A 25132-nucleotide genomic window follows, 5' to 3' on the forward strand; every position below is an offset into this window, starting at 1 on the left:
ACGTCACCCCGCCGCGTTGAAGATCTCCGCGATCGCGTGCATCCGCGGGTCCCCGGTGAGCTCCTCGAGGGGCAGCGGCAGCGGGATCCGCCAGTTCGGGTACTGCTCGGACGTCCCGGGCAGGTTGGGCTGGCGGACCTCGCCGAGCACGTCGTAGGGCGAGGCGAGCAGGACCCGGCAAGGGCTACGGGCCAGCAGCCGGTGCATGGCGACGACCGGGTCCTCGTCCTGCGGCAGGAGCGCGAGGAGGGCGGCCCGGTCGGCGTCGGCGGCCTTGCGCTCCTCGGCGACCGGCCGGGTCAGCACGCCGGCCGCGTCCCTGGCCCGGACGTGCTCGCCGGTGAGGAAGCCGGCGGCGGTGGGCAGGTCGTGGGTGGAGATGGAGGCCATGGCGTTGGCCGGCCACCGCTCGGGCGGGACGAAGGCGCCGTCGTCGTCGCGGGTGAACCACAGCACGGCCGAGCCGAGGATGTTGCGCTCCTGCAGGCTGCGGGTGACGACCGGCTCGACGGTGCCGAGGTCCTCGCCGACGACCACGGCGCCGGCCCGGCGGGCCTCCTCGACCAGCACGCCGAGCATGGCGGCCGCGTCGTAGTGCACGTACGCGCCCCCGGCGGCGCCCCGGCCGGGCGGGATCCACCACAGCCGCCAGAGCCCGGCGACGTGGTCGACCCGCAGCCCGCCCGCGTGGGCGAGGATGCCGCGCAGCAGGTCGCGGTAGGCGGCGTAGCCGGTGGCGGCGAGCCGGTCGGGCCGCCAGGTGGCCAGCCCCCAGTCCTGCCCCTGCTGGTTGAACGCGTCGGGCGGGGCGCCGACCCGGGCCCCCTGCGCGATGACGTCCTGCAGCGTCCAGGCGTCGGCCCCGCCGGGGTCGATGCCCACGGCCAGGTCGTGCACGATCCCCACGCTCATCCCGGCCGCGGCGGCGTTGGCCGCGGCGAGCTGCTGCGCGCAGCGCCGCTGCAGCCACACGTGGAAGGCGACCCGCGTCGCGTCGGCCGCCTCGTACGCGGCGGCCCCCGGCCTCCTGAGCTCCACCGGCCACCGCCGCCAGTCGACGCCGTGCGCCTCGGCGAGGGCGGTGTAGGTGGCAAAGTCCCGCAGCGCCGGCTCGACGTCGGCCAGGTCCGGGATGAACAGCAGCTCCAGCGCGGCGCGCTTGGCCCGCCAGACCGCGTCGTAGTCGACGAGGTCCGTCGGGGCGCCCGCTGGTGGGCGCAGCGCGTCGACCCGAGCCTTGAGCTCGGGCGGGGCCGCGGCGTGCTCGGGCAGGTCCTCGACCCGCAGGTAGAGCGGGTTGACGAAGCGGCGCGACGACGGGGAGTACGGCGAGGCCGGCATCGGGTCGACCGGCGCCACCGCGTGCAGCGGGTTGACCAGGACGGCCCCGGCGCCGGTGGCGGCCGCCCACCTCGTGAACGCGGCGAGGTCGGCGAAGTCCCCGACGCCCCAGGAGGCGGCGGAGCGGACGCCGTACAGCTGCAGCATCCACCCCCACGTGCGCGGCACCGGCGGCAGGGCGTCCGGCTCGAGCAGGGCCATCACGTCGCGGACCACGTCCGGGTCGATGTCGACGCGGCGGTGGCCGGCGGCCTCGTAGGACGTTGCGACGCCGCGGATGGCGGCGGCCTGCAGGAGGCTGGGGTCTACCGGCTGTGCGGGGTCGGCTGGCTGCACGGAGCCGTCATACCCCGGCGACGCCGTCGCGAAGCACCAGGCTGGGCACGGCCTCGGCGCCGACCAGCTGCAGCGCCTGGCGGACCCCGCGGGCGCAGCGCACGACCGTGTGGCGGTGGGGGCGGGAGGCGGCGAACCGCACGATGGTGCCCGCCCCGGCGGCGTCGACGAACTCCAGCTCGCTGGCGTCGAGCAGCACGACCGAGTCGGCCTCGGCGACCAGGTCGAGGATCGACGGCAGCGAGCCGACGTTGGAGGCGTCGAGCTGGCCGGTGAGACGCAGGTGGGCGCCCCAGCCGCCGAGCGTGAAGCGCAGCAACGGGCCGGGGTGCACGGCGCCGATGCGGGCGAGCAGTTCCTTGGCGAAGTGGCGGCCGTCGTACAGGCACAGGCCGGTGACCCGCGGGTCGCCGAAGAAGCGGTTCACCCGGGTCTCGTACGCGAGCAGGTCCGTCGGCGTGAACCCGGCCCGCTGCGTCCAGAGCATCTGCACGGCGAGGGAGATCCCCGAGTACCCGGCGGCGAACGCCTCGTCGCGCAGCCGCGTGAACGCGGCCAGCAGCTCCTGCACGCCGAAGAGTCCCTCGCCGAACGTCGCCGCACCGGTCTGACTGGTTCCGCCATCGGCACCGGCCAGACCGGCGCGCGAGCGGTAGCGCAGGGCGGTGAACTGCCCGGGCGCGGCGTCCGGCAAGGCGGCGGCGAGCGCCCGGCCGAGGTCGGCGGAGTCCGCATCGAGGAAGAGGACGACGCGGTGACCTGCGGCAACGGCCCGCGCGGCGAAGCCGGTCAGCAGGTCGCGGAACTCCTCGTCGGCGTCATAGACGAGACTGACATGTTTGCCGAACAACGCCGACCCGACACAACGCTCCGCACCAGCTTCCGGCACGGGGTCCACCCTACGACGGGAATACACACCGCTCACGATCGGATACGTGCCTGAATTACTCAACCATTCGGCGTGTCATTACCTAACCTCGGCCGCCAACTGGGCACTTCCCGCCCCGGGTGCCGATACGTCGGGTGCACTTATCAGCTCTAAAACGCTCACGACGCAGAATCCTGCGATTTTCCGAGGGAATCGCCAGTAATCGGTCAGAGCCTCGGGGCGTCGTCGATGGAGTCGTCGGCCAGGGCGGCGGGGCCGATGATCAGGGGGTCCGGGGTGCCGACCAGGGTGAAGTCCTTGCCCTCGTAGTCGAACCGGCTCAGCACGTGCCGCATGGCCTCGAGCCGGGCGCGCTTCTTGTCGTTGCTCTTGACCACGGTCCACGGGGCGTCGGCGGTGTCCGTGTAGAAGAACATCGCCTCCTTGGCCTCGGTGTACTCGTCCCACTTGTCCAGCGAGGCGAGGTCCATCGGGGACAGCTTCCACTGCCGCACCGGGTCGACCTGCCGGATCAGGAAGCGGGTGTGCTGCTCGTTGCGCGACACCGAGAACCAGAACTTGACCAGCCTGATGCCGGAGCGCACCAGCATCCGCTCGAGCTCCGGGGCCTGGCGCATGAACTCGAGGTACTCGGCGCGGCTGCAGAACCCCATGACCCGCTCGACGCCGGCCCGGTTATACCAGGACCGGTCGAACAGGACGATCTCGCCGGCGGCCGGCAAGTGGTGGACGTAGCGCTGGAAGTACCACTGCGTCGCCTCCCGCTCGCTGGGCTTCTCCAGCGCGACGACCCGGGCGCCGCGCGGGTTCAGGTGCTCCATGAACCGCTTGATGGTCCCGCCCTTGCCGGCCGCGTCCCGCCCCTCGAACAGCACGACGAGCCGCTCGCCCCGGTCCTTGACCGTGTTCTGCAGCTTGAGCAGCTCGATCTGCAGCAGCCGCTTGGTGCGGTCGTACTCGGCGCGGGTCATCCGCTCGTCGTACGGATAATCCTCCCGCCAGGTGTCGACCGGCCGCCCGTCCTTGCGCAGCAGCACCGGGTCGTCGTCATCGTCGTCCTCGACCACGTAGTCGTCGAGGGAGAGTTCGGTCATACCGCAGGTGTACCCCCAACCACCCGCACTTCTCTACCGCCGACGCTTGAACAGTTCGTAGAAAGGGATCACGGGCCTACTGATATCCGCGGATCTCCTTGAACGCCGCGGGCAGGGCGCCGGTGCGGGCGTCGAAGGACTTGCCGCCGGTCAGGTCGGCGATCTGCTGCATCTGCTGGACGTTGCCCTCGCCGAACAGGATGGTGAAGACCGGCACCTTGGGCAGCTGCGGCAGCCGGGCCTGGAACGCGAGCAGGTTGGCGCCGGCGGTCAGCTCGCCGTCGGTCAGCAGGACGATCGACGTGAACCGGTCCGGGTCCTCCTTGGCCAGGGCGGCCGCCTGGTCGTAGGCGACGAACAGGGCGTCGTAGATGGCCGTGTCACCGCCGGCCGCGAGCCCGTCGGCGTACGCCCGGATCTGCTCGAGCGTGGGCTGGATGTTGCCGTCGGGCAGGTCGAAGCGGCGGACCTGGCCGGGCTTGGTGCTGAAGGGCACCAGGACCACCTGCTCGCGACCGTTGAAGCGGGTGAACTGCCCGGACAGGCTCGTGTCGGCGCCGGTCAGGCCGATCAGGGCGGTCTTCAGGCCCTGCAGGCGCCCGCCCTTCATCGAGCCGGACAGGTCGAGCACGTAGATGGTGCGGCCGGGCTTGCGCAGGTCGTCGCCGAAGGCGCCGATGAGCGCGTTGGCGGCCTCGAGCTTGCCCGGGAACGGCAGCTCGGGCAGGTTGGCGTCCTTCGGGCCGAACTGGGCGGCGAGCTGCACGCCGGGGACCGCGGGGCGGCGCCAGGTCGCCGACATGATCTTGCGCTGGACGCTCGGGCGGCGCAGGTAGTCCACGACCGCGGCGTAGTTGTTCTTGGTCTGCTCGGAGACGCCGGCGAGCAGGGTGAGCGGGTAGTCGGCGGTGATCACGCCGTCGGACGGGTAGATCACGCTCAGCGGCTCGGGCAGCTTGCCGGAGGCGTTGAGCGACAGGATCACCGACTCGTAGTTGACCAGGCCGTCCACGGCGTGGTCGTTCTTCTCCACGGCGTTCTTGGTGAAGGAGTCGGCGAGCCAGCCCGACGAGCCGGACGTGAGGCGCTGCCCGGCGAAGAAGTCCCGCAGCCGCGGGGTCAGCGGGGCGATCTGCTCGGCGGTGAGCGCCGCGCCGGTGCCGGCCAGGGCGGCGGCGACGCCGACGAGCGCGGAGAAGCCGGAGTTGGAGCTGGCCGGGTTGGTCATGCCGTAGGTGAACTTGTGCTCGCCGGCCGCGACGGCGATCTCGCTCCAGGTCGGGCGGTGCTCGGTCCAGCCCAGCTTGGCCGCGACCGACTGGCGGATGCCGAGCACGACCGGGGAGGTGGCCACCTTGGTCGCGGTGCCGATCTTGTCCCCGGCGTCCGGGTGCAGCTGGAGGTACCGGTTGGAGGCGAACCAGATCGCGTCGTAGGACTTGGCGGCGTTGCCCGACACCACGTTCTCGACGCCGTCGAGGGTGCCCGTGGCCTGCAGCTTCACCTCGACTCCGGTGGCCTGGCGCAGGTCGCCCAGCACCGGCTGCAGGTCGGCCAGCTCGCTGCTGGCGAGCACCCGCAGGGTGCCGGAGCCCTTGAGGTACGGTCCCTCGCTCTCGGCGGGCTCGGCGCTTTTCCCGCTCCCCTTGCCGCCGGTGCACGCCCCCAACAGCAGCGCGGCGGCCACGAGCGCCGCGCCGAACCTGGCGCCGTGGCGCCGGCCTGAACCGAAGGCTGCGCTCCGTACCGCTCTCATGACATCCTCTCGTGAAGCTTGGCAAGCAGCGAGTGCTCGGCGTCGTAGCCGGGATCGGCGACCGCGCCGGCGAACGTGGTCGGCAGCGGCGCGTCGCCCGGGCGGACGCCCTGGAAGATCGGGGCGGTCAGGCCGGCGTCGGCGGTGCGGAAGCCGTGCCTGGCCGCGAGCTTCTGCAGCTCGGGGTCCGTGGCCAGCAGCTTGGCGACCTCCACCCCGTGCTGGGTCAGCGGCACGATGGTGTGCTGGCACACGAGGGTCGGCGCGGGGTACACCAGCGTCTGCCCGCTGCCGAGCCCGTCGTTGACCGCGTGGTCGACGAACTGGGCCTCGTAGACGAGCACCATCGGCGCCGAGTTGCCCCCGCTGCGCAGGTAGGCCTCGAACGGCTCCTCGCTGGTGGTGTCCACCGCGCCCTGGTCGGTGAAGAGCTTGGCGACGGCGTCGAGGTTGCCGCCGGTGGCCTGGTCGAGCAGCACGGCGAACATCGCGGCCGAGTTGGAGTCGTCCGGGCGGGTGGTGGCGACGAGGACGTTCTGCGCCACGGGCCGGGTCGTGTTGCCCGGGATGTCGGTCCACTTGAGGTTGCGCCGGTTGGCGTCGGCGAGAGCCTTGAGGTCCAGCCGCCACACCCCGGCGGCGTCGCGGTCGGCGAGCTTCGCGCGCTGCAGCAGGTCGACGATCGGCGTCGAGGTGGCGACGGCCAGCGGCGAGGAGAAGACCACGACGTTGTCGCCGGCCAACGTGCCGTGCCGGCGGATCTCGTCGGCGGCCGAGGTGCCGGCCGGGAAGGCGAAGTCGTAACCGGGCAGCCGGGTCGGCATCTGCCGGGAGCCGGCCGGGTCGGCCCGCACCTTCCAGCCGTGCCGGGCGAGGGCCTTCTTGACCTCGGGGTCGGCGAAGTACCGCTCCTTCTCGGAGCCGATGAGCGCGCTGACCTCGGTGACGTCGCCCCCGCCGCCCTCCGAGCGGCGGCCCAGCAGATGGCCGGCGACGGCGCCGACGATCACCAGGACGAGCACCAAGACGATCAGTGGACCGGTCCGCTTCACGCCCCGATTCTGCCCCCTCACCGCAAGCACCGGCATTAAACCCGCAGTTCGCCGGGTGTTCACTTCGTCCACAGTGGATGATCTTTCATCGCCGTTCACCCATGGGCTGCCATGCGCCTGCAGACGCATTTGTGTCGGCGGCGTCACCGTCCGCACCCGTGATCGCCTGAAGTGGGAATGCATCATCTGAACGGCCGATGATCGCCGCCGACCGGTGGACGACCGACGGAGTCCGTCATGCTCGATGGCATACTTGCCCGCGGTCATCGCACGTCATCCCACCTCAGCGCGCGGGACGGTGCAGCACATGGGCAAGCATCAGCAGGCGGGAGCCCGCACCGCCGGGGCGGCCCTGCGCGGGCTCCTACTCCTGCTCGCCGTCGGCCTCGTGGCCGGCGCCGGCTGGTACGTGTGGCACGACCGCGGCGGCAGCGTCGAGGCCGGCACGGACTGCCCCACCACCCTGCGCGTCATCACGGCGTCCTCGTTCTCCACCGTCGTCTCCGCCGCCGCCCGCACCCTGCGCTCCGGCCCCGACTGCATCCTGGTCGACACCACCACCGCCGACGGGCGCCCGGCGGCCGGCCAGCTCAGCCAGCTGAACGCCGACGTGTGGATCCCCGACGACGCCTCGTGGGCCGGCCTCGCCCCGCCCGGCCTCCTGGTGCCGACCGGCAAGGACAGCGTGGAGCAGCGCGACACCTCCGCCGGCGCCACCCTGGCCACCAGCCCGATCCTCATGGTCACCGACCAGCCCACCGCCGAGAGGATCAAGGCGCAGGGCAACGGCTGGCTCGCCCTGTCCGACCTGCTCATCAACAAGAACACCGGGGTCCGCCTCGTGGTCCGCGACCCCGCGCTGTCCGGCGACGGGCTGGTCGCGGCCGGCGCGGTCGGCGAGGCCGTCTGGCTCAAGCGCGGCATGGACGCCTCCTCGCTCGCGCTCAACACCACCCTCGCGGTGACCCGCACCGTCAACCACAACCTGGCCGCCACCCCGGAGACCGCCGGCGAGGTCGGCCTCGTGCCCGAGTACGCGCTCCTGCCGACCATGGACCTCGCCCCGGCCGGCCGCGTCTACCTCGCCGCGGCCGACCACACGGCGCTGCTGCGGTACAGCTGGTTCCCCTCGGCCGCCGCCGCCCGCGACCCGGGGCGGGTCGCGGCGCTCCAGCGGCTCTTCGCCGCCTTCGCCAGCACCGACGGCCGCCAGGCGATCAACGCCGCCGGCCTGCGCGGCCCCGGCCAGACCCGGCCGCCCGTCGGCGGCGCCACCAAGCTGCCCGAGCCCACCGCCGAGCCATTCCCGGTCCTCGCACCGCACCACGTGCAGCACGTCTTCGCCACCTGGGACCCCGAGGACCGGCGCAGCAACCTGCTCATCATCGTCGACATCGCCGGGTCGGGCACCGGGGCCAGCTCCGGCCCGCCCCCGGGCAACAAGCAGCAGCCGATCGACGTGCTCAAGGCCGGCTGCCGGGTCGTCGGGGACCTCATGCCGGTCGGCTCCCGGCTCGGCCTGTGGGAGATCAGCCCCGGCCAGACCGGCGGGTACCGCAAGCTGCTGCCCACCGACCGGCTCGACGAGACCTCCCGGGCCGCCTTCACCCGCTCGGTCAACGCGCTCACCTCGCACCGGGCCGGCCAGGGCCTGCTCGACGCGATCGTCGCCGGCTACCAGTCGGTCCGCGACGACTGGCACGACGACATGTTCAACCAGGTCCTCATCCTCACCGACGACGCCGGCCGGGACAGCGCCAACGCCGCCGAGGTCGCCGACACGGTGCAGAAGCTCAGCGCGCTCAAGGACCCGCAGCGACCGGTCACCGTCAGCATCGTGGTGCTCAACCGGCAGGACGCCGCCGACAGGCTCAAGGACGCGCTGGCCAAGCCCGTGGGGGCGTACATCGACAACGCCACGAGCGCCGACGACGTCCAAGCCGCCTTCATCCACGTCGTGGCCGGCGGCCTGCACGAATAGGCCCGGCACGGGCAGGCATTCAGGACGGGGTCGTCGGCGAGTCCAGCCAGGCGTCGATCAGGGCGGTGAAGTCCCGCCCGGTCTGCCGGTTCACGAACGCGGTGAACGCCGCCCGGTCCCGGGCCGTGCCGGCGTTCGCCGCCGCCCAGGCCCGCCCGAGCGCGAAGAAGCCGGCGTCGCCCAGCGCCTTATGCAGCTCGTGCAGCAGCAGCGCCGGGCAGACGTAGACGTTGCCCTCCGCGAAGCTGTCGGCCTGCGGGTGCCCCGGCGGCCCGAGCCGGGCCCGCAGGCTCGCGTCCTGGGACCGGGCCCCGCGCTCCCAGCGCTCCATGGCGCCGGGGTCGCCCTTGCCGTTGTACAGCTGCTCGACGTAACTGGCCCAGCCCTCGTTGAGCCACACGTCCTGCCAGGTCGCCGGCCCCACCGCGTCGCCGAACCACTGGTGCGCCAGCTCGTGCACCAGCACGCTCGACGCGGCCACGGCGTCGCGCAGCACATCCCCGCCCATCGTCACCATCTGCTGGGTCTCCATCGCCGACCGCGACGGCACGACCACCACCCCGGCGCTCGGGAACGGATAGCGCCCGAAGCGAGCCTCGAGCCACTGGAGGTACTCCGGGACGCGCCGCAGCGCCGCGAGCCGCCCGCTGTCGTCGACGCCGGTGCGGGTCCACAGCTGCACCGGCAGCCCGCGCGGCCCGGTGAGCTCGGTCTTCGTGTACCGGCCGACCGCGAGGGTGGTCAGGTAGGCGGCCACCGGCGTGGTCGTCGTGTAACGGAAGGTGCGCCCCTGCACCCCGGCCGGCGTGCCGCTCGCGATCCCCGCCCAGCCCTCCGGCACCGTCACCGCGATGTCGTACAGCGCCTTGTCCGACGGCTGGTCGTTGGCCGGATACCAGGTCGACGCCCCGTAGGGCTCCTGCATCGTCCACAGCTCCCCGCCATTCGTGACGGTCAGCCCGAGCGGCTCGATGTCCGCGCGGTGCGAGGGCATCGGCACCGGGGCGGGCGTCCCCGCGTACCCGACGACGAGCGTGGCCACCGCCCCCGCCGGCAGCGCCCGGTCCACGACGAGATGCCCGCCGTCCAGCCGGGCGGCCGCCGGGGTGTCATCGACGGTCGCGCCGCCCAGGGTGTACGCCGGGGAGAAGTCCAGCCGGATCGACGGCACCGCGAGCACGGCCCGCAGCCGGATCGCGGCCCGGCCGGTGAGCGCCCGCGACTGCGGGTCCCAGCTCAGCCCCAGGTCGTAGTGCAGCACGTCGAGGGCGGGGTTGCCGTACTCCGGGTAGATCGGGTCGGCCACCGGCGTCGACGTGCCGTCGCGGTTGCTGTGATCCTCGAAGCTCGGGGCCGGCCAGACCTGCCGCGCCGTCATCGGCCCGCCGCTGGTGCACCCGGCCAGCAGCAGCACCACGGCGGCCGCAGCCGTCGCCAGTGGCCGCCGCACCTACCGGCAGCCCAGCGCGTCGCGGAGCGCGGCCAGGTTGGCCCGCATCACCGTGAAGTACGTCTCGCCGTCCTCCACGCCCTCGAGCGGGTCGAGCACGGCGGCCTTCGCCCCGATCTCCCGCGCGACCGTCTCCGACAGCTTCGGGCTGACCAGCGACTCGAAGAAGATCGTGGTGACCCCGCGGTCGCGGGCCACCTTGGCCACGTCCCGCACCTGCTGCGGCCCCGGCTCCTCGTCCGGGTTGAGCCCGGTCACCGCCACCTGGGTCAGCCCGTAGCGGGCGGTGAGGTAGCCGAACGCCTCATGACTGGTGACGACCTCGCGTCGCCGGCAGTCGGCCAGCCCGTCGCGGAACTCGCCGTCGAGCTCCTCCAGCCGGGTGGCGAGGGTCCGCGCCCGCTCCCGGATCGCGCCGGCGGCGTCCGGGTCGGCGGCCGCCAGCCGCTCGGCCACCCGGTCCGCGATCGCCGCGAGCCGGACCGGGTCCAGCCAGACGTGCGGGTCGGCTCCGCGCAGCGGCTGCACCCCGGCCACGTCGAAGGCCTTGCCCTTGTCCTGCAGGTCGATCGCCTCGTCCACGGCGGGCTGGAAGCCGCGCAGGTAGACGACGAGGTCGGCGTCCTCGAGCCCGGCCAGCTGGCTGGGGCGCAGCTCGAGGTCGTGCGGCTCGGCCCCGGCGCGGGTGAGGTTCTCCACCCGCACGCGGTCGCCGCCGACCTGCTCGCTGACGAACTGCAGCGGATAGAAGGCGGCGACGACCTGAACCCGGCCGTCGTCCCGCTCGGCGGGCCCGGCACACCCGGCCAGCGCCGCCACCAGCGCCACCGCCGCCCACCACCCCCGCATGGGCCTCATCCTCGCTGGTGATGACAACCATTGTCAAAAACATATGACCCTGATCCCATCGGGCGCCGAGGTAGCCGTCGCCGGTGTCGTTGATGGCGTAGACGGTGACCCGGTACGCGGTCCCGTTGACCGGCGCCGGCCCGTAGAGCGCGGCGGTCGCCGGGCTGAAGGTGATGTGCGTGCCCGTCACGTTCCCGAACGACGTGGCCGCGACGTAGCACAGCCCCGCGCCGTAGGAGGCCGGGTACATGCCGACGAAGTAGTGGCTGACGGCCCTACGATCGCACCGCACCCCCGGCAAGAAGCGAAGCTCGATATTCATACATAAGCAACCCTCAACGTCCATCCGTTGATCCGGCGTTCACGGATCAGGGCGGGACCGCAGTGGTCGGCCTCAGGCCACCTCGTACTCCCAGCCCGGTCGCCAGTCGAACGGCGCCGTCACCAGTTCGGCCAGGTCCGCGCCGTGCAGCAGGTGGTCGAGGGCCCAGCGGTTGGCGGAGTGCGCGATGACGAGGACCCGCTGCCCGGAGAAGGCGCGGGTCAGGTCGCCCAGGAACTCGGCCGTCGCGGCCACCACGTCGGCGTAGCTCTGGCCGCCGGGGAACGGCTCGGTGAGGCGGAGCGGGCGCTCCTGCGCCAGCCGCTCGACCCGGCAGCCGTTGAGCTCGCCGTAGTCGCACTCCCGCAGCCGCCGGTCGAGGCGCACCGGGATGCCGCTGCCGCGAAAGGCGATATCCGCCGTCTGTACCGCCCGGGCCAGATCGGAGGCGAACACCACCTCGATGCCGTCGTCGCGCCGCCGCTGCCCCAGCTCGGCGGCCTGCGCCAGCCCGGCCTCGGACAGCTCGCCGGGCAGCCAGCCGGTGGCGATCCCCTGCTCGTTGTCGACGGTGGTCGCGTGGGTCTCGTACACCAGAGCGAGCGGCATGCCGGTACGGTACCGCCGCCGCGCCGGACCTACTTCGCCGCCGCCTCCGTGTAGGCGTCGATCTCGGCCAGCAGGGCGGCCTTGCGCGGCTCGTCCAGGAACGAGTAGCGCACCCCCTGACGGGCGAGGTCCGCGACCCCGGACTCGTCCAGGCCCAGCAGCTGCGCGGCCACGGCGTACTCCTGGTTGAGCGTCGTGGAGAACATCGGCGGGTCGTCGGAGTTGATGGTGACCGGCACACCCGCCGCGACGAGGGCCGCCAGCGGGTGCTCGGCCAGCGACGGCACCGAGCGGGTGCAGACGTTCGACGTCGGGCAGACCTCCAGCGCGATGTCCTGCTCGCGCAGGTGGGCCAGCAGCGCGGGGTCCTGGGCGGCGGCGATGCCGTGGCCGATGCGCTCGGCGCCGAGGTGGCGCAGGGCGTCCCAGATCGTCTCCGGGCCGGTCGACTCGCCGGCGTGCGGGGCGCTGCGCAGGCCGGCGGCCCGGGCCGCGGCGAAGTGCGGGGCGAACCACTCGCGCGGGACGCCGCGCTCCGGGCCGCCCAGGCCGAAGCTGACCAGGCCCTCGGGGCGCTGCTTGAGCGCCGCCTCCAGGGTGATGTCGGCCGACGGGATGCCGGCCTCGCCCGGGATGTCGAAGCACCAGCGCAGCTCGGTGCCGTGGTCGCGGGCCACCCGCGCGCGGGCGTCCTCGACCGCCTCGCAGAAGGCCTCGGCGGCGATGCCCCGATGGATCGAGGAGTACGGCGTCAGGGTCAGCTCCGCGTAACGGACCGACTGGGCGGCGAGGCCCGCGCCGATGTCGTACGTCAGCGTGGCCACGTCCTCGGCGTCGCGGATCAGGTCGACGACCGACAGGTACACCTCGATGAAGTGCGCGAAGTCGGTGAACGTGAAGTACTCGGCCAGCAGCTGCGGGTCGGCCGGGACCGGGGTGTCGCCGGCGTGGCGCTCGGCCAGGCGGGCCACCGTCTCCGGCGTCGCCGAGCCCACGTGGTGCACGTGCAGCTCGACCTTGGGCAGGCCGGCGATGAAGGCGGTGAGGTCGCGCATCGGTTCGTCCTCCGCGTCGGAGGCGCCCTTGTTCCGTGAGGCGGCCCGAGCGTGGCGGATATCCATCCGTCGCAGCGCCTCTCGGCCCGCGGCCCGAACCTAACACACGGGCCGGCGGCACTAGGGTTGGGCGCATGCTTGCCCCGTCGGAGCGTCTCGCCTACTCCAGCCCCGCCGGGCGGTGGGTGCTCACCGCGACCATCCTCGGGTCCGGCATCGCCGCGATCGACGCGACCGTCGTGAACATCGCGCTGCCGGCCATCGGGCGCTCCTTCGGCACCGGGCTGCAGGTGCTGCAGTGGGTGGTGACGGCGTACACGCTGAGCCTCGCCGGGCTGCTGCTGCTGGCCGGGGCGCTCGGCGACCGCTACGGCCGGCGGCGGGTCTTCGCCATCGGCGTGGTCTGGTTCGCCGCCGCGTCGGTGCTCTGCGGGATCGCGCCCGACGCCGGGGTGCTGGTCGCCGCGCGCGCCCTGCAGGGGGTCGGGGCGGCGCTGCTCACGCCGGGCAGCCTCGCCATCCTGCAGGCCTCGTTCCGGCCCGACGACCGCAGCAAGGCCATCGGCGCCTGGTCCGGGCTGGGCGGGGTGGCCACCGCGATCGGGCCATTCCTGGGCGGGTGGCTGGTCGGGCTGGCCGCGTCGTCGTGGCGGCTGATCTTCGCGATCAACGTGCCGATCGCGGCCGTGGTGGTGTACCTGGCCTGGCGGCACGTGCCGGAGTCGCGCGACGAGGAGGCCAGCGGGCGGGTCGACCTGTTCTCCGGGGCGCTGGTGACGGCGGGACTGGTCGGCGTGACGTACGGCCTCATCGAGGGCCAGGCGCTGGGCTGGACCAGCCCGGCGGTGCTCGCCGCGCTGGCCGGCGGGGCGGCACTCGTGGCGCTGTTCCTGTGGCGGCAGACCCGCATCGCGCACCCGATGCTGCCGCTGGGCGTCTTCCGCTCGGCCCAGTTCAGCGCGACCAACGTGGTCACGTTCATCATCTACGGCGCGCTGAGCGGCGCGCTGTTCCTGCTGCCGATCCAGCTGCAGCAGGTGGCCAGCTACTCCCCGCTGCAGGCCGGGGTCGCCCTGCTGCCGGTCACCGTCGTCATGCTGCTGCTGTCCTCGCGCTCCGGGGCGCTGGCCGCGCGGATCGGGCCCCGGCTGCAGATGAGCGTCGGGCCGGTGATCGCCGGGGCCGGGATGGCGCTCTACACCCGCATCGACGCCGACGGGAACTACCTGACCCAGGTGCTGCCCGCGGTACTCGTGCTCGGCCTCGGCCTGGCGGTGACCGTCGCCCCGCTGACCTCGACCGCGCTCGCGTCGGCGCCGGCCACCCACGCCGGGATGGCCTCGGCCGTGAACAACGACGTGGCCAGGGCGGCCGGCCTCATCGCCGTGGCCGTGCTGCCGGCCGCGGCGGGGATCACCGCGGCGGCGTACGACTCCCCGGACCTGCTCTCGGCCGGCTTCCACCGGGCGGTGCTCATCTGCGCCGCCCTGTGCGTGGCCGGCGGCATCCTCGCCTCGCTGACGATCCGGGGTGCCGTGCGAAAGGAGCGCCCACTGTCGCACTGCGCCGTGGACGCTCCCCCGCCGTGCCGTCTCAGCCCGCCGCCTCCGCTCCGCTCCGGCGGCGGCCTGAGAAACTGAGCCCATGGCGAGCGGCCCCTCCGCTCCGCTCCGGACCGCTCACGCCACCTCCGCTCCGCTCCGGCGGCGTGAGAAACTGAGCCCATGGCGAGCGGCCCCTCCGCTCCGCTCCGGACCGCTCACGCCGGCTGAAGCTCCGGCGTCACAGCCGTCGCCGCCGGCTCCGACGTCTTGATCTTGCGCAGCGCCACCAGCGCGATCGGCACCCCGACCACCACCAGGGACGCGGCCACCACCAGCGAGAACTGGTAGCCGGCGAGGAAGCGGTGCAGCGGGGCGCCGGTCGCGGCGTTCTGCCGGTTGGACAGGATCGCGCCCAGGATCGTGATGCCCAGCAGGCCGAAGACCTCGCGGGAGACGTTGAGCATGCCGGAGGCGATGCCGGCCCGGGCCTGCGGCAGCGCGGAGAGCACCACGTTGTTCAGCGGGACGAGCAGCCCGCCGCCGACGCCGAAGACCAGGAACCAGGGCAGCAGGTCGGTGTAGCCGGCGCCCTCACCGACGGTGGCCAGCATGCCGACCCCGGCGCCCATCAGGGCCATGCCGGCCGCGACCGTGCGGCCCGCGCCGAAGCGGGCCTCCAGCCGGGGCGCGACGGTGGCCATGACCGCCATGACGAGCGCCATCGGCACGAAGGCGGAGCCCGCCTCGGTCGGGGAGAAGCCGAGTACGTTCTGCAGGAAGATCGCGGTGAAGAAGTAGATGCCGAAGACCCCGAACGCCCACAGTCCCATGGTGGCCAGGCCGCCGGAGAACACCCGCAGCCGGAAGAAGTTCAGGTCGACCATCGGGTGCTCGGTGCGGGTCTCGACGAGGAGGAACGCGGCGGCGCTGGCGGCGGCCAGGGCGAAGGCGCCGAGGATGACGCCGGAGGTCCAGCCGCGCGACTCGCCCTCGATGAGCGCGTAGGTCAGCGCGAAGAGCGCCACCGCGCTGGTGGCCAGACCCGGCAGGTCGAGGCTGCGGTTGGCGCTGCGCCGCCCGGCCGGCAGCGTGAGCGCGCCGAGCACCGCGGTGGCCACGCCGATCGGGGCGTTGATGAGGAAGATCCAGCCCCAGGAGGCGTGCTGGCTCAGGTAGCCGCCGGTCAGCGGGCCGAAGGCCAGGGCGAGCGCGCCCACGCCGCCCCAGATGCCGATCGCCGCGCCGCGCTCCTTCGGGTCCGGGAACAGCTCGGTGAGCAGGGCCAGGGCCGTCGGGGTGAGCAGCGCGGCGCCGATGCCCTGCACCGCGCGGGCCCCGATGAGCATCTCCTGGCTGCCGGCCAGGCCCGCCGCCACCGAGGCGACGGTGAAGATGCCGAGGCCGGCGAAGAACATGCGGCGCATGCCGACCACGTCGGCCAGCCGTCCGCCGACGAGCAGCAGGCCGGCGAAGACCAGGATGTACGCGCTCGCGATCCACTCCAGCCCCGAGATGCTCAGGTGCAGCTCGCGCTGGATCGACGGCAGTGCCACGTTGACGACGTTGTTGTCCAGGTACGTCATGAAGGTGCCCAGGGCCACGGCGACCAGGGCCAGCCAGCGATTTCTCATGTCTCCAGTCCCCCTATACGGCGTCCATGTACGTCGTACATGTACGTTGTAAAGGAGTACTCATACGTTGTACAGTTGTCAAGTGCCGCCGAAAACCTCAGCCGATCGCCTCACCCGGACCACCGTCGCCGAGCGCGCCCTGCGCATCGGGGACACCGAGGGCCTGGAGGCGATCACCATCCGCCGCCTCGCGCAGGAGCTCGGCGTGACGCCGATGGCGCTGTACTGGCACTTCAAGAACAAGGACGAGCTCCTGCTCGGCCTCACCGACCACGTGCTGGCGGAGGTGCGGGCCGACCGCACCGCCGAGGACCCGTGGCCGGTCCAGCTGCGCGCGATGATCGAGGCCCTGATCCGGGCCATGCGCCGGCACCCCTGCCTGCCCGACCTGCTGCACGCGGTGGACAAGAAGGCCGTGGCGAGCTTCATCCGGGCCACCAACGACTCGCTCGCGCTGCTGGAGCGGGCCGGGTTCACCCTCGAGGAGGGCTACTGGGTCGCCTCCTACCTGCTGCACGCCGCGATCGGCCTGGTCGCCGCGCAACCCGGCTGCCCGACCGCCGTGCCGCCTGACCAGGTCGACGAGTGGCTGCGCAAGGAGCGCCTGCAGCTGGAGAGCCTGCCGGCCGAGCGCTACCCGCAGATGGTGCGCCTCGCCGACACATACCGGACGCTGCCCGACGAGGAGCGGTACTTCGGCTTCGGCATCGACCTGGTGATCGGCGCCGTGGAGAAAATGGCGGCGACGCGCCCGGTAGCATCCTGAGCGTCCGGGTTTTCTCCCAATCTCAGATGAAGGTGCGCGGCGCATGCTCGACATCGAGTTGATTCGCAAGGACCGGGCCTCGGTGGAGGCCGCCCTGTCCAAGAGGCTCGACCCGGCCGAGGTGTCCAGCGCGCTCAGTGCGATCGCCGACCTCGACAAGCAGCGGCGCGAGCTGATCGGCGAGATCGACGCCGAGCGGGCCCGCCGCAAGGAGGAGGCCCGCGCCTTCGCCGCGGCCAAGGCGGCCGGCCAGGCCATCGAGCCGACCACCCGGGACGCCAAGGCGGCCCTGCAGGAGCTCGAGGACCGCCTGGCCGAGACGCAGCGGCGCCTCGACACCGCGATGAGCGAGCTGCCCAACCTGCCCAGCGACGACGTCGTGGCCGGCGGCAAGGAGGCCAACCAGGTCGTCAAGGTCTTCGGCGAGGCGCCGGCGATCGACAACGTCCGCGACCACGTCCAGCTGGCCACCGACCTCGGCCTGGTCGACTTCGAGCGCGGCGTGAAGCTCGGCGGCTCCGGCTTCTGGATCTACACCGGCTGGGGCGCGCGCCTGGAGTGGGCGCTGGTGAACTTCTTCATCGACCGGCACTTCGCGGCCGGCTACCAGTTCATGCTCCCGCCGCACCTGCTGCTGGACTCGGCCGGCTACGCCGCCGGGCAGTTCCCGAAGTTCTACGACGACGTCTTCCACATCACCGCCGACGAGGGCGAGCGCGGCCGGTTCCTGCTGCCCACCTCGGAGACGGCGATCCTGGGCGCCTACCAGAACGAGATCTTCGACCCGGCCGACCTGCCGCACAAGGCGTACGCGTACACCCCCTGCTACCGCAGCGAGAAGGCCGGCTCGCACTCCGACGAGCGCGGCACCGTGCGCGGCCACCAGTTCAACAAGGTGGAGATCTTCCAGTTCACCACCCAGGAGGACGGCGAGAAGACCCTCGAGGAGATGGTCGACTACGCCGAGGGCCTGGTCGACTCGCTCGGCCTGCACTTCCGCCGCTCCCTGCTGGCCGCCGGCGACGCGAGCGCCTCGATGAAGAAGACCATCGACATCGAGGTGTGGATGCCCAGCACCGGCAAGTACAAGGAGGTCTCCTCGGTCTCGTGGGCCGGGGACTACCAGGCGCGCCGGGCCGGCATCCGCTACCGCGTGCCCGGCTCCAAGAACAACCGGTTCGTGCACACGCTGAACGGCTCGGCCCTGGCCACCAGCCGCATCTTCCCCGCGATCCTGGAGCAGTTCCAGCAGCCCGACGGCTCCGTGCTGGTTCCGGAGGTACTGCGGGACAAGGTCGGCACCGACCGCATCACGAAGCCCGAGAAGCGCAAGTAGCGCCGTCGTCACGACGCGGCCGGACGTCACACCGATCGGTGCGGCATCCGGCCGCGCTGCGACGCGGCTCACGCTCTGCGCGCCTCGAGATCCGTTATGGTGGAGGCGCACGAAGGGGAGTAGTCCTCAACTGCGCCGTCGACATACTGGTGCTCTCGCATCCGGCTGCGCGGCTTCACCAGCGTTGACGCGCTCGTGGAGCGGACGAGACTTTCGGCCTTGCTGTCAGCCGTGTTCATATCGAGCTGGACGGCCGGGTCGAGGCCGTCCCCCCTCACCTCCCGGCGGTCCAAGTCCCGGGAAGGTTTGTCTTGAACGAGTTCCTCGCCGCCCTGGCCCTCAGCTTCGGCGTCATCTTCGTGGCCGAACTGGGCGACAAGTCCCAGCTGATGGCACTCACGTTCGCGACCCGCTTCCGCACCGTGCCGGTCCTCATCGGCATCACCATCGCCACGGCGGTCGTGCACCTGGTCTCGGTGGGCGTCGGCTACGGCCTGGGCGCCGCGCTGCCGACCGGCTGGATCTCCCTGGTCGCCGCCCTGGCCTTCTTCGCCTTCGGCGCCTGGACCCTGCGCGGCGACACCCTGACGGACGACGAACGCGGCAAGGCCGAGCGCACGACCCGCTCCGCGATCATCGCCGTGGGCGTGGCGTTCTTCCTGGCCGAGCTCGGCGACAAGACCATGCTCGCCACGATCACCCTGGCCACCCAGCACGGCTGGCTCGGCACGTGGATCGGCTCCACGGTCGGCATGGTCGCGGCGGACGCCCTGGCCATCGTCGTCGGCCGCCAGCTGGGCCGCCACCTGCCGGAGAAGGCCATCAAGTACGGCGCGGCCGCCCTGTTCGTCATCTTCGGCGTGTGGCTGCTGATCGAGTCCCTGCGCGAACTGCTCTGACGCTCCTGCACCCCGATGCAGCGCCGCAGCCCCCTGCGGCGCTGCTCTTCGTCGCTACGGCCGGAACGAACACTGGTGGCCTGCGCGACCCCGACGCAGCGCCCCAGACCCCCGCGGCGCTGCTCGCGTTACCCCGGCCGGAACGAACACTGGTGGCCTGCGCGACCTCCTCTGACATGCCTTCACCTCGACGCAGCGCTGCGGGCCCCGCGGCGCTGCTCGTATTGCCCCGGGGCCAGAGCGAGCACGGTCTGACGTTCCTTCGCTGCTCGTGTTGCCCCGGCCAGAGCGGGCACGGGTGGCTGGCCGCCGACATGTTGTGCAGCACCCGAAGGCGATAAGTCGGGCGCTCCGCGCCACGACTTATCGGATAAATACCCCGACAGGGCATAAGTCCGATATTCGACGAACAACCCAATTGTTCATCCAGAAACTGTTCATCCAGAAAACGGTGAGCGATGCGCAATTTCGCCGAAATGCCCGGCTTGCCGCCGGTCGGGGTATAGATCCGACATGTCGCGGCGCGCAGTGCCCGACATGCCGGAACCGGCAATCAGGACTTGTGGCAGCAGTTGGAGCAGGTACCGAAGATCTCCAGCGTGTGGCTCACGTCGGTGAAGCCGTGCTCGTCCCCCACCCGGTCGGCCCACCGCTCGACCGCCGGCCCCAGCACCTCCACCGTCCGTCCACAGCCCCGGCACACCAGGTGATGATGGTGCTTGTCGCTGCAGCGACGGTAACGAGTATCACTACCCGGGACCTGCATCACATCGATCTCGTTCGTCTCGGCGAGCAGCTGCAGGGTGCGGTACACCGTAGTCAGGCCCACGTTGGCGCCCCGCTCGCGCAGCATCACGTGCAGCTCTTGCGCGCTGTAGAAACCGTCGACGTCGCCGAGCAGGGTCATCACGGCGTCGCGCTGGCGCGTGTTGCGCCGCACCGGGCCGGATTCGGCGCCGGATTCGACCTCGTGGGCCTGGTCGTTCATTGGAAAAGCTTAGCTTGCCCTTATCCAGGCCTCGCTACCAGCAATGTCCTTCGCGGCCCGCAACAAGCGCCGCGTAGGCTGTGGCTGAATCCGATCACTTGTACGTGACAGTTTGCCCGTTGGGGGGAACACGTGGTCCAACAGGAAGCCGCCGTCGGGGGCGGCAAGGCGCCTGCCAAGCTGGACGCCCAGGTATTGAAGATCGCCGGCGTGATCGTCCTCGGCGCGATCATGTCGATCCTTGACGTGACCGTCGTGAGCGTCGCGCTGCCGACCTTCATGCGTGAGTTCGACGCGACCTACGCCCGGGTCGCCTGGACGATGACCGGGTACACCCTGGCCCTCGCCACCGTTATTCCACTGTCCGGCTGGGCGGCGGACCGGTTCGGCACCAAGCGCCTCTACATGCTGGCGCTGTTCCTCTTCACCGCCGGCTCCGGGCTGTGCGCCACGGCCGACTCGATCAACCAGTTGATCGGGTACCGGGTGCTGCAGGGCCTCGGCGGCGGCATGCTCATGCCGCTCGGCATGACGATCATGACCCGCGCGGCGGGTCCGCAGCGCATCGGCCGGCTCATGGCGGTGCTCGGCATCCCGATGCTGCTGGGCCCGATCGGCGGCCCGATCCTCGGCGGCTGGCTCATCGACGTGGCGAGCTGGCACTGGATCTTCCTGATCAACCTGCCGATCGGCGCGATCGCGCTGGTCTACGCGTGGTTCGCGCTGCCGAAGGACAACACCGAGCCGTCGGAGACGTTCGACTTCATCGGCATGCTGATGCTCTCGCCGGGTCTGGCGACGCTGCTGTACGGCGTAAGCTCACTCCCCGAGGCCGGCACCATCGCCAAGCCGAAGGTCTGGGTGCCGATGCTCATCGGCGCCGTGCTGGTGATCGGCTTCGTCTTCTACTCGTTCAAGCCCAAGCACCCGCTGCTGGACCTGCGGCTGTTCCGCAACCGCAGGCTGACGGTCGCGACGGTCTCGCTGTTCGTGTTCGTGATCGCGTTCATGGGCGCCGGCCTGCTCTTCCCGAGCTACTTCCTGCAGGTGCGCGGCGAGTCGACGCTGCACGCCGGCCTGCTCATGGCCCCGCAGGGCATCGGCGCGATGCTGACCATGCCGATCGCCGGCATGCTGTCGGACAAGATCCCGGTCGGGCGGACGGTGCCGTTCGCGATGGCCCTGATCGGCGTCGGGTTCTTCACCTTCACGCAGGTCGGGCCGGACACCTCCTACGTGGTGCTGTGCGGCTCGCTGTTCGTGATGGGCCTGGGCATGGGCGGCACGATGATGCCGATCATGACCTCGGCGCTGAAGACGCTCACGCATCACGAGGTGGCCCGCGGCTCGACGCTGGTGAACATCCTCCAGCAGATCGGCGGCTCGGTCGGCGGCGCGGTCATGTCGGTCATCCTGACCAGCAAGCTCAACGACGCGCCGAAGATCCCGGGGACGGTCAACCCGCAGACCAAGGAGCCGCTGACGGTCGCCGACATCGCGATCGGCTCGCACGACAAGGTCCAGGGCGCGCAGATCAAGCAGATGGTCGGCCCCGACCTGATCGCCCAGGGCCTGAAGTTCGTGGCCGACTCGTTCGCCTCGACCTACTGGGTGGGCTTCATCCTGGTGCTCCTGACGTTCATCCCGATCGCGTTCCTGCCGCGCAAGCGGGAGGTCTCGCACCTCAACGACGACAACGACGTGGACGCCGCCGGGGCCCCGGCGCCGGTCATCATGCACTGAACCAGGCAGTCCGACGCCCCCGCAGCCCCACGGCCGCGGGGGCGTCGTGTTGTTCCAGGTCGCGCACGGCGCCGGCGTACAGGGCGAAGGCCGGCCCGACATCGGTCACGCCGCCGGGATCCCGCCCAGGGCCGCGGGGGCATCGCGGCACTCCAGGCCTCGCACGACGGTCACGCCGCCGGGATCTCGCCCAGAGCCGCGGGGCGTCGCGGTATCCCAGACGGGGCGAGGGCCGGCCCGATGTTGGTCAAGCCGCCGGGATCTCGCCCAGAGCCGCGTAGATGGCCTTGCCCTCGGCGCGGGCCTGGGCGACCATCTGGTCCGCGCCGGCGGACGGGCCACCGATGCGCAGCACGGCGTCGCAGCGCTCCAGCAGCCGGGCCGAGATCGGGTGGAAGATCTCGTCGAACACGGCGTCGCCGACCGCGGCCGAGCCGGCCCGTTCGATCAGCGGCAGCGCCAGCGCCTCGCCGGTGACGGGCAGGTGCCCGGCCCGGAAGAGCCGCACGGCGGCGTCGTTCATGGCGTCGACGTTGGCCCGCAGCCTGGCCGGGTCGTCGCCGGTGCCGGATCGGTAGGGGCCGGCCACGAGGATCATCATGACGGGGGAACTCCTTCTGCAGGGGTGACGATCTGCACGCCGGCGGCGCGCAAGGCATCGACGGTTTCGGGCGATGTGTCGGATATATCCGACGTGACGAGCACGTCGGCGGCGTCAAGCGGCCCGACCCGGGCGAAGGCCTGCACGCCGAGCTTGGTGGCGTCGGCGACCACGATCGTGCGGCCGGCCCGGCGCAGCGCGGCCCGCTTCACCGCGGCGTCGTCGAGGTCGAACTCGGACCAGCCCAGCTCGTGGTGCACGGCCCCGATCGACATCACGAACGTGTCGAAGCGCAGCTGGTCCAGCGCGGCGAGCGCCAGGGGGCCGACCAGGCTCCCCTCCCCCGCCCGGGACTCCCCGCCGATGACCAGCAGCCGGATGCCGGGCTGGTCGGCCAAGCGCACGGCGGCCTGCAGGCTCAGCACGGCGACGGTCAGCGGGGCGCGCCGCGGCAGGTGGGCGGCGACCTCCGCGGTCGTGGTGCCGGCGTCGAGCAGCACGGTGCTCCCGGGCTCCACGAGCTCGGCCGCGGCCCGGGCCAGCCCGGCCTTGGTGGCGGCCAGCCACTGCTCGCGCACGGAGAAGCCGGCCCGCTCGGCCGGCACGTCCAGGGCCACCGCGCCGCCGCGCACCCGGCGCACCAGGCCCTGGTCCTGCAGCTGGTCGAGGTCGCGGCGCACGGTCATCTCGGACACGCCGAGGCGCTCGGCGAGCTCCGCGAGGGTCAGCTTGCCGCTGCCCCGCACGAGCCGGAGGGTGAGGTCGAGCCGATCCGGGACGGGCATGCCCCGAATCTAACACCGATCTTTCAAATCTCACACAGGCTTGTGAGAACCGGCCAGGACCGGGGACTCGACCGGTGGCGAGCCGTCCGGGGACTTGCCGCGGCGGAGGATGCCGTACGTCAACAGCCCGAGCGGAATGATCATCCAGCAGGACAGCATCCGGTACATCAGCATCGAGGCCGCCGCCGGGGCGCGCCCGGCCCCGGCCGAGACCAGGCCGGCCAGCAGCGCGACCTCGACGACGCCGATGCCGCCGGGGCTGAGCGGGATCTGCCGGACGAGCTGCACGGTGAGGTACACGGTGGCCAGGCGCACCAGGCTCACGTCGATGTCGAACGCGGCGGCGGTGGCGGCCAGGCAGGCGAGGTCCAGGCCCCAGTTCACGGTCGCGTGCAGGAGCGAGAGCACCCAGGCCCGCCGGGGCAGCCGCCGCAGGTCGGCGAGGGTCCGCCGGACCGCGCCGCGGCCGCGGGCCCACCAGCCACCGCTGATCTGCGGCTCGGGCTCGGCCTCGTCGATGACCGGCCGCCCGGGCCGGCGCGGGGCCACGAAGTGGTCGATGGCGAACACGGTGCCGGCGATGACCAGCAGCGACACGACGAAGACGAGCGTGTCGGCGTTACCCTCGGCGCCGCCGCGCGGGATGAGCACCACCGCGCCGTACATGACCAGCAGCGCCACCCCGGAGATGACGCTGGCCAGCACCGCGACCGCGCCGGCCGTGCGGCGGCTGGCCCCGGCGGTGCGGAACTGCCGGAAGGCGAACCCGGCCGAGACCGCCGAGCCGGCCGGCAGGCTGAACGAGATGGCCGAGCGGGTGAAGGTGACCGCGAGGGCCCGCGGCACCGACATGCGCACCCCGAAGCCGGCCAGCAGGCGCCGCTGCTGCAGGGCGAAGTGCCGCAGGGAGGTCATCTCGGCGACCGCGGCGAGCACCAGCCACCACGGGCCGGCAGCACGCAGGGCGCCGAGCGTCTGCCCGAAGTCGGGCAGGCTGCGCCGCAGCGTGAGCCCGGCGACGCCCAGGACCACGAGCAGCCCGGCGACGCGCAGCACGGTCTCGCGTCGCGGCCTCACGGAATCAGGGTCGCATCCGCAGGGGCAAACCACCCCGTTCTCTCAGGACCTTCTCAGTTGCGCTCATCACGCAGCGCCCGGACCGGCGACCCGTGGCAGGCTGATGGTCATGAAACGGCTGTCGAAGGTGAATCAGCGCGCGACATTGCCCGGCGACGAGGCGCTGAGCCGGCTCGTCGCGGCCCAGGAGCGGCTCCTGCGGCTGCGGCTGACGCTTGGCGGGCAGATCGGCGAGCACGAGCTCGGCCCGCCGTTGTGTGTGCTGTTCGAGGGCTGGGACGCCTCGGGCAAGGGCGGCTCGATCAAGCGGCTGGTCGAGCACCTCGATCCGCGCCATGTGCGGGTGGCGCAGTTCGCCGCACCGACGTACGACGAAAAACGGCACCACTTCCTTTGGCGGTTCTGGCCCGTGCTGCCCGGTTGGGGCGGCATGACGGTCCTGGACCGTTCGTGGTACGGCCGCGTGCTCGTCGAACGGGTCGAGGGCTTCGCCACCGAGGAGCAGTGGACCCGCGCGTACGACGAGATCGTGCAGTTCGAGCGCACGCTCACCGCCGAGGGCATGATCCTGGTCAAGGTCTGGCTGCACATCTCGTCCAAGGAGCAGCTGCGACGGTTCAACAGCCGGGCCGCGGACCCGCTGCGCTCGTGGAAGCTCACCGACGAGGACTGGCGCAACCGCAAGAAGCGGCCGGAGTACAAGGCGGCGATCGAGGACATGCTGGCCCGCACCGACCACCCGGCGGCGCCCTGGCACGTCGTCGCCGCCGACGACAAGCCGACCGCCCGCGTGACGATCCTGGAGACGGTGTGCCGGGCCGTGGAGCAGGCGCTCGGGTTTGGACCCGCCGAAAACGGGTGATGTTCAATGCATGGACGACATCAGCACGCCCGGGATGCGGCCGCGCATCGAGCTCGGCGAGCGGCGGCTGACGTTCCGCGGCGAACACCCCGGCGCCAAGGGTCTCACGTTCCCCGGCAAGGACCCGAAGCGGTACATCCACGAGAACGGCTGAGCGTCGGGAGCA

General features: G+C 72.0%; 22 protein-coding genes. 8 read left to right on the forward strand and 14 right to left on the reverse strand.

Annotation, left to right across the window (positions count from 1 at the left end):
* Positions 1 to 3 precede the first annotated feature (3 nt).
* The 5 genes from malQ to AB0M46_RS10430 all read right to left on the reverse strand — a co-directional run bounded on the left by malQ (position 4) and on the right by AB0M46_RS10430 (position 6468).
* The gene (gene malQ, locus AB0M46_RS10410) at positions 4 to 1677 is read right to left on the reverse strand and encodes a 4-alpha-glucanotransferase (protein WP_363334541.1); all 1674 of its coding nucleotides are present in this window, start codon (positions 1675 to 1677) and stop codon (positions 4 to 6) included.
* A 7-nt stretch (positions 1678 to 1684) separates the two neighbouring features.
* Complete coding sequence (locus AB0M46_RS10415; RefSeq protein WP_363334543.1) at positions 1685 to 2566, reverse strand: MEDS domain-containing protein; 882 nt, start codon at positions 2564 to 2566, stop codon at positions 1685 to 1687.
* A 206-nt stretch (positions 2567 to 2772) separates the two neighbouring features.
* Positions 2773 to 3660, reverse strand: a complete 888-nt coding sequence (ppk2, locus tag AB0M46_RS10420; RefSeq protein WP_363334545.1) for a polyphosphate kinase 2 — start codon at positions 3658 to 3660, stop codon at positions 2773 to 2775.
* 76 nt (positions 3661 to 3736) lie between these two features.
* A complete protein-coding gene (locus AB0M46_RS10425; RefSeq protein WP_363334547.1) occupies positions 3737 to 5416 on the reverse strand; it encodes a VWA domain-containing protein in 1680 nt (559 codons plus the stop codon).
* Positions 5413 to 6468: a hypothetical protein gene (locus AB0M46_RS10430; protein WP_363334549.1), complete on the reverse strand. Its 1056-nt coding sequence runs from the start codon at positions 6466 to 6468 to the stop codon at positions 5413 to 5415. Before AB0M46_RS10430 ends, AB0M46_RS10425 begins: the two co-directional genes overlap by 4 nt.
* 307 nt (positions 6469 to 6775) lie before the next feature.
* Between AB0M46_RS10430 and AB0M46_RS10435 the strand changes: the two genes are divergently transcribed.
* On the forward strand, positions 6776 to 8449 hold the full coding sequence (locus AB0M46_RS10435) for a substrate-binding domain-containing protein (protein WP_363334551.1): 1674 nt from the start codon (positions 6776 to 6778) through the stop codon (positions 8447 to 8449).
* Between the two features lie 19 nt (positions 8450 to 8468).
* Here AB0M46_RS10435 and AB0M46_RS10440 read toward each other — a convergent pair whose 3' ends face one another.
* The 4 genes from AB0M46_RS10440 to AB0M46_RS10455 all read right to left on the reverse strand — a co-directional run bounded on the left by AB0M46_RS10440 (position 8469) and on the right by AB0M46_RS10455 (position 12734).
* Positions 8469 to 9899, reverse strand: a complete 1431-nt coding sequence (locus AB0M46_RS10440; protein ID WP_363334553.1) for a M1 family metallopeptidase — start codon at positions 9897 to 9899, stop codon at positions 8469 to 8471.
* Positions 9900 to 10748: a metal ABC transporter substrate-binding protein gene (locus AB0M46_RS10445; protein ID WP_363334555.1), complete on the reverse strand. Its 849-nt coding sequence runs from the start codon at positions 10746 to 10748 to the stop codon at positions 9900 to 9902.
* Positions 10749 to 11142: 394 nt separating this feature from the next.
* The gene (locus AB0M46_RS10450; protein ID WP_363334557.1) at positions 11143 to 11679 is read right to left on the reverse strand and encodes a histidine phosphatase family protein; all 537 of its coding nucleotides are present in this window, start codon (positions 11677 to 11679) and stop codon (positions 11143 to 11145) included.
* 29 nt (positions 11680 to 11708) lie between these two features.
* Positions 11709 to 12734, reverse strand: a complete 1026-nt coding sequence (locus AB0M46_RS10455) for an adenosine deaminase (protein ID WP_363334559.1) — start codon at positions 12732 to 12734, stop codon at positions 11709 to 11711.
* 134 nt (positions 12735 to 12868) lie between these two features.
* Between AB0M46_RS10455 and AB0M46_RS10460 the strand changes: the two genes are divergently transcribed.
* Positions 12869 to 14374, forward strand: a complete 1506-nt coding sequence (locus AB0M46_RS10460) for an MFS transporter (RefSeq protein WP_363334561.1) — start codon at positions 12869 to 12871, stop codon at positions 14372 to 14374.
* 119 nt (positions 14375 to 14493) lie between these two features.
* Here the strand turns inward: AB0M46_RS10460 and AB0M46_RS10465 are convergent, their stop codons facing one another.
* A complete protein-coding gene (locus AB0M46_RS10465) occupies positions 14494 to 15909 on the reverse strand; it encodes an MFS transporter (RefSeq protein ID WP_363334562.1) in 1416 nt (471 codons plus the stop codon).
* 82 nt (positions 15910 to 15991) lie between these two features.
* Between AB0M46_RS10465 and AB0M46_RS10470 the strand changes: the two genes are divergently transcribed.
* From AB0M46_RS10470 to AB0M46_RS10480, 3 genes are all read left to right on the forward strand, one after another.
* On the forward strand, positions 15992 to 16675 hold the full coding sequence (locus AB0M46_RS10470; protein ID WP_363334564.1) for a TetR family transcriptional regulator: 684 nt from the start codon (positions 15992 to 15994) through the stop codon (positions 16673 to 16675).
* A gap of 43 nt (positions 16676 to 16718) precedes the next feature.
* The gene (serS, locus tag AB0M46_RS10475) at positions 16719 to 18011 is read left to right on the forward strand and encodes a serine--tRNA ligase (RefSeq protein WP_363334565.1); all 1293 of its coding nucleotides are present in this window, start codon (positions 16719 to 16721) and stop codon (positions 18009 to 18011) included.
* A gap of 311 nt (positions 18012 to 18322) precedes the next feature.
* Complete coding sequence (locus tag AB0M46_RS10480) at positions 18323 to 18910, forward strand: TMEM165/GDT1 family protein (RefSeq protein WP_363334567.1); 588 nt, start codon at positions 18323 to 18325, stop codon at positions 18908 to 18910.
* 553 nt (positions 18911 to 19463) lie between these two features.
* On the opposite strand, the gene AB0M46_RS10485 is transcribed toward AB0M46_RS10480, so the two are convergent.
* The gene (locus tag AB0M46_RS10485) at positions 19464 to 19898 is read right to left on the reverse strand and encodes a transcriptional repressor (RefSeq protein WP_363334569.1); all 435 of its coding nucleotides are present in this window, start codon (positions 19896 to 19898) and stop codon (positions 19464 to 19466) included.
* A gap of 132 nt (positions 19899 to 20030) precedes the next feature.
* Here AB0M46_RS10485 and AB0M46_RS10490 point away from each other — a divergent pair, with 132 nt between their 5' ends.
* Positions 20031 to 21641 carry a DHA2 family efflux MFS transporter permease subunit gene (locus AB0M46_RS10490; protein WP_363334571.1) on the forward strand — a complete coding sequence of 537 codons (1611 nt, stop codon included), beginning with the start codon at positions 20031 to 20033 and terminating at the stop codon, positions 21639 to 21641.
* A gap of 247 nt (positions 21642 to 21888) precedes the next feature.
* Here AB0M46_RS10490 and AB0M46_RS10495 read toward each other — a convergent pair whose 3' ends face one another.
* From AB0M46_RS10495 to AB0M46_RS10505, 3 genes are read right to left on the reverse strand one after another with little or no spacing between them, the layout of a single operon-like run.
* Positions 21889 to 22242: a DUF4406 domain-containing protein gene (locus AB0M46_RS10495; RefSeq protein WP_363334573.1), complete on the reverse strand. Its 354-nt coding sequence runs from the start codon at positions 22240 to 22242 to the stop codon at positions 21889 to 21891.
* Complete coding sequence (locus AB0M46_RS10500) at positions 22239 to 23027, reverse strand: DeoR/GlpR family DNA-binding transcription regulator (RefSeq protein WP_363334575.1); 789 nt, start codon at positions 23025 to 23027, stop codon at positions 22239 to 22241. Before AB0M46_RS10500 ends, AB0M46_RS10495 begins: the two co-directional genes overlap by 4 nt.
* Positions 23028 to 23057: 30 nt before the next feature.
* A complete protein-coding gene (locus AB0M46_RS10505) occupies positions 23058 to 24104 on the reverse strand; it encodes a lysylphosphatidylglycerol synthase transmembrane domain-containing protein (RefSeq protein WP_363334576.1) in 1047 nt (348 codons plus the stop codon).
* A 109-nt stretch (positions 24105 to 24213) separates the two neighbouring features.
* On the opposite strand from AB0M46_RS10505, the gene AB0M46_RS10510 reads away from it, so the two are divergent.
* Complete coding sequence (locus tag AB0M46_RS10510; RefSeq protein ID WP_363334578.1) at positions 24214 to 24966, forward strand: UDP-galactose-lipid carrier transferase; 753 nt, start codon at positions 24214 to 24216, stop codon at positions 24964 to 24966.
* A gap of 10 nt (positions 24967 to 24976) precedes the next feature.
* Complete coding sequence (locus tag AB0M46_RS10515) at positions 24977 to 25120, forward strand: hypothetical protein (RefSeq protein ID WP_363334580.1); 144 nt, start codon at positions 24977 to 24979, stop codon at positions 25118 to 25120.
* Positions 25121 to 25132: the final 12 nt, after the last annotated feature.

It is taken from the genome of Dactylosporangium sp. NPDC051485, from assembly GCF_040682015.1.
Lineage (GTDB): Bacteria > Actinomycetota > Actinomycetes > Mycobacteriales > Micromonosporaceae > Dactylosporangium.

Coding starts and splice junctions, on each gene's coding strand:
- AB0M46_RS10465 (WP_363334562.1), bottom strand. CDS start 15,909: ATGAGAAATCGCTGGCTGGCCCTGGTCGCCGTGGCCCTGGGCACCTTC.
- AB0M46_RS10495 (WP_363334573.1), bottom strand. CDS start 22,242: ATGATGATCCTCGTGGCCGGCCCCTACCGATCCGGCACCGGCGACGAC.
- AB0M46_RS10425 (WP_363334547.1), bottom strand. CDS start 5,416: ATGAGAGCGGTACGGAGCGCAGCCTTCGGTTCAGGCCGGCGCCACGGC.
- AB0M46_RS10450 (WP_363334557.1), bottom strand. CDS start 11,679: ATGCCGCTCGCTCTGGTGTACGAGACCCACGCGACCACCGTCGACAAC.
- serS (WP_363334565.1), top strand. CDS start 16,719: ATGCTCGACATCGAGTTGATTCGCAAGGACCGGGCCTCGGTGGAGGCC.
- AB0M46_RS10445 (WP_363334555.1), bottom strand. CDS start 10,748: ATGCGGGGGTGGTGGGCGGCGGTGGCGCTGGTGGCGGCGCTGGCCGGG.
- AB0M46_RS10515 (WP_363334580.1), top strand. CDS start 24,977: ATGGACGACATCAGCACGCCCGGGATGCGGCCGCGCATCGAGCTCGGC.
- AB0M46_RS10510 (WP_363334578.1), top strand. CDS start 24,214: ATGAAACGGCTGTCGAAGGTGAATCAGCGCGCGACATTGCCCGGCGAC.
- AB0M46_RS10485 (WP_363334569.1), bottom strand. CDS start 19,898: ATGAACGACCAGGCCCACGAGGTCGAATCCGGCGCCGAATCCGGCCCG.
- AB0M46_RS10500 (WP_363334575.1), bottom strand. CDS start 23,027: ATGCCCGTCCCGGATCGGCTCGACCTCACCCTCCGGCTCGTGCGGGGC.
- AB0M46_RS10455 (WP_363334559.1), bottom strand. CDS start 12,734: ATGCGCGACCTCACCGCCTTCATCGCCGGCCTGCCCAAGGTCGAGCTG.
- AB0M46_RS10460 (WP_363334561.1), top strand. CDS start 12,869: ATGCTTGCCCCGTCGGAGCGTCTCGCCTACTCCAGCCCCGCCGGGCGG.
- AB0M46_RS10435 (WP_363334551.1), top strand. CDS start 6,776: ATGGGCAAGCATCAGCAGGCGGGAGCCCGCACCGCCGGGGCGGCCCTG.
- ppk2 (WP_363334545.1), bottom strand. CDS start 3,660: ATGACCGAACTCTCCCTCGACGACTACGTGGTCGAGGACGACGATGAC.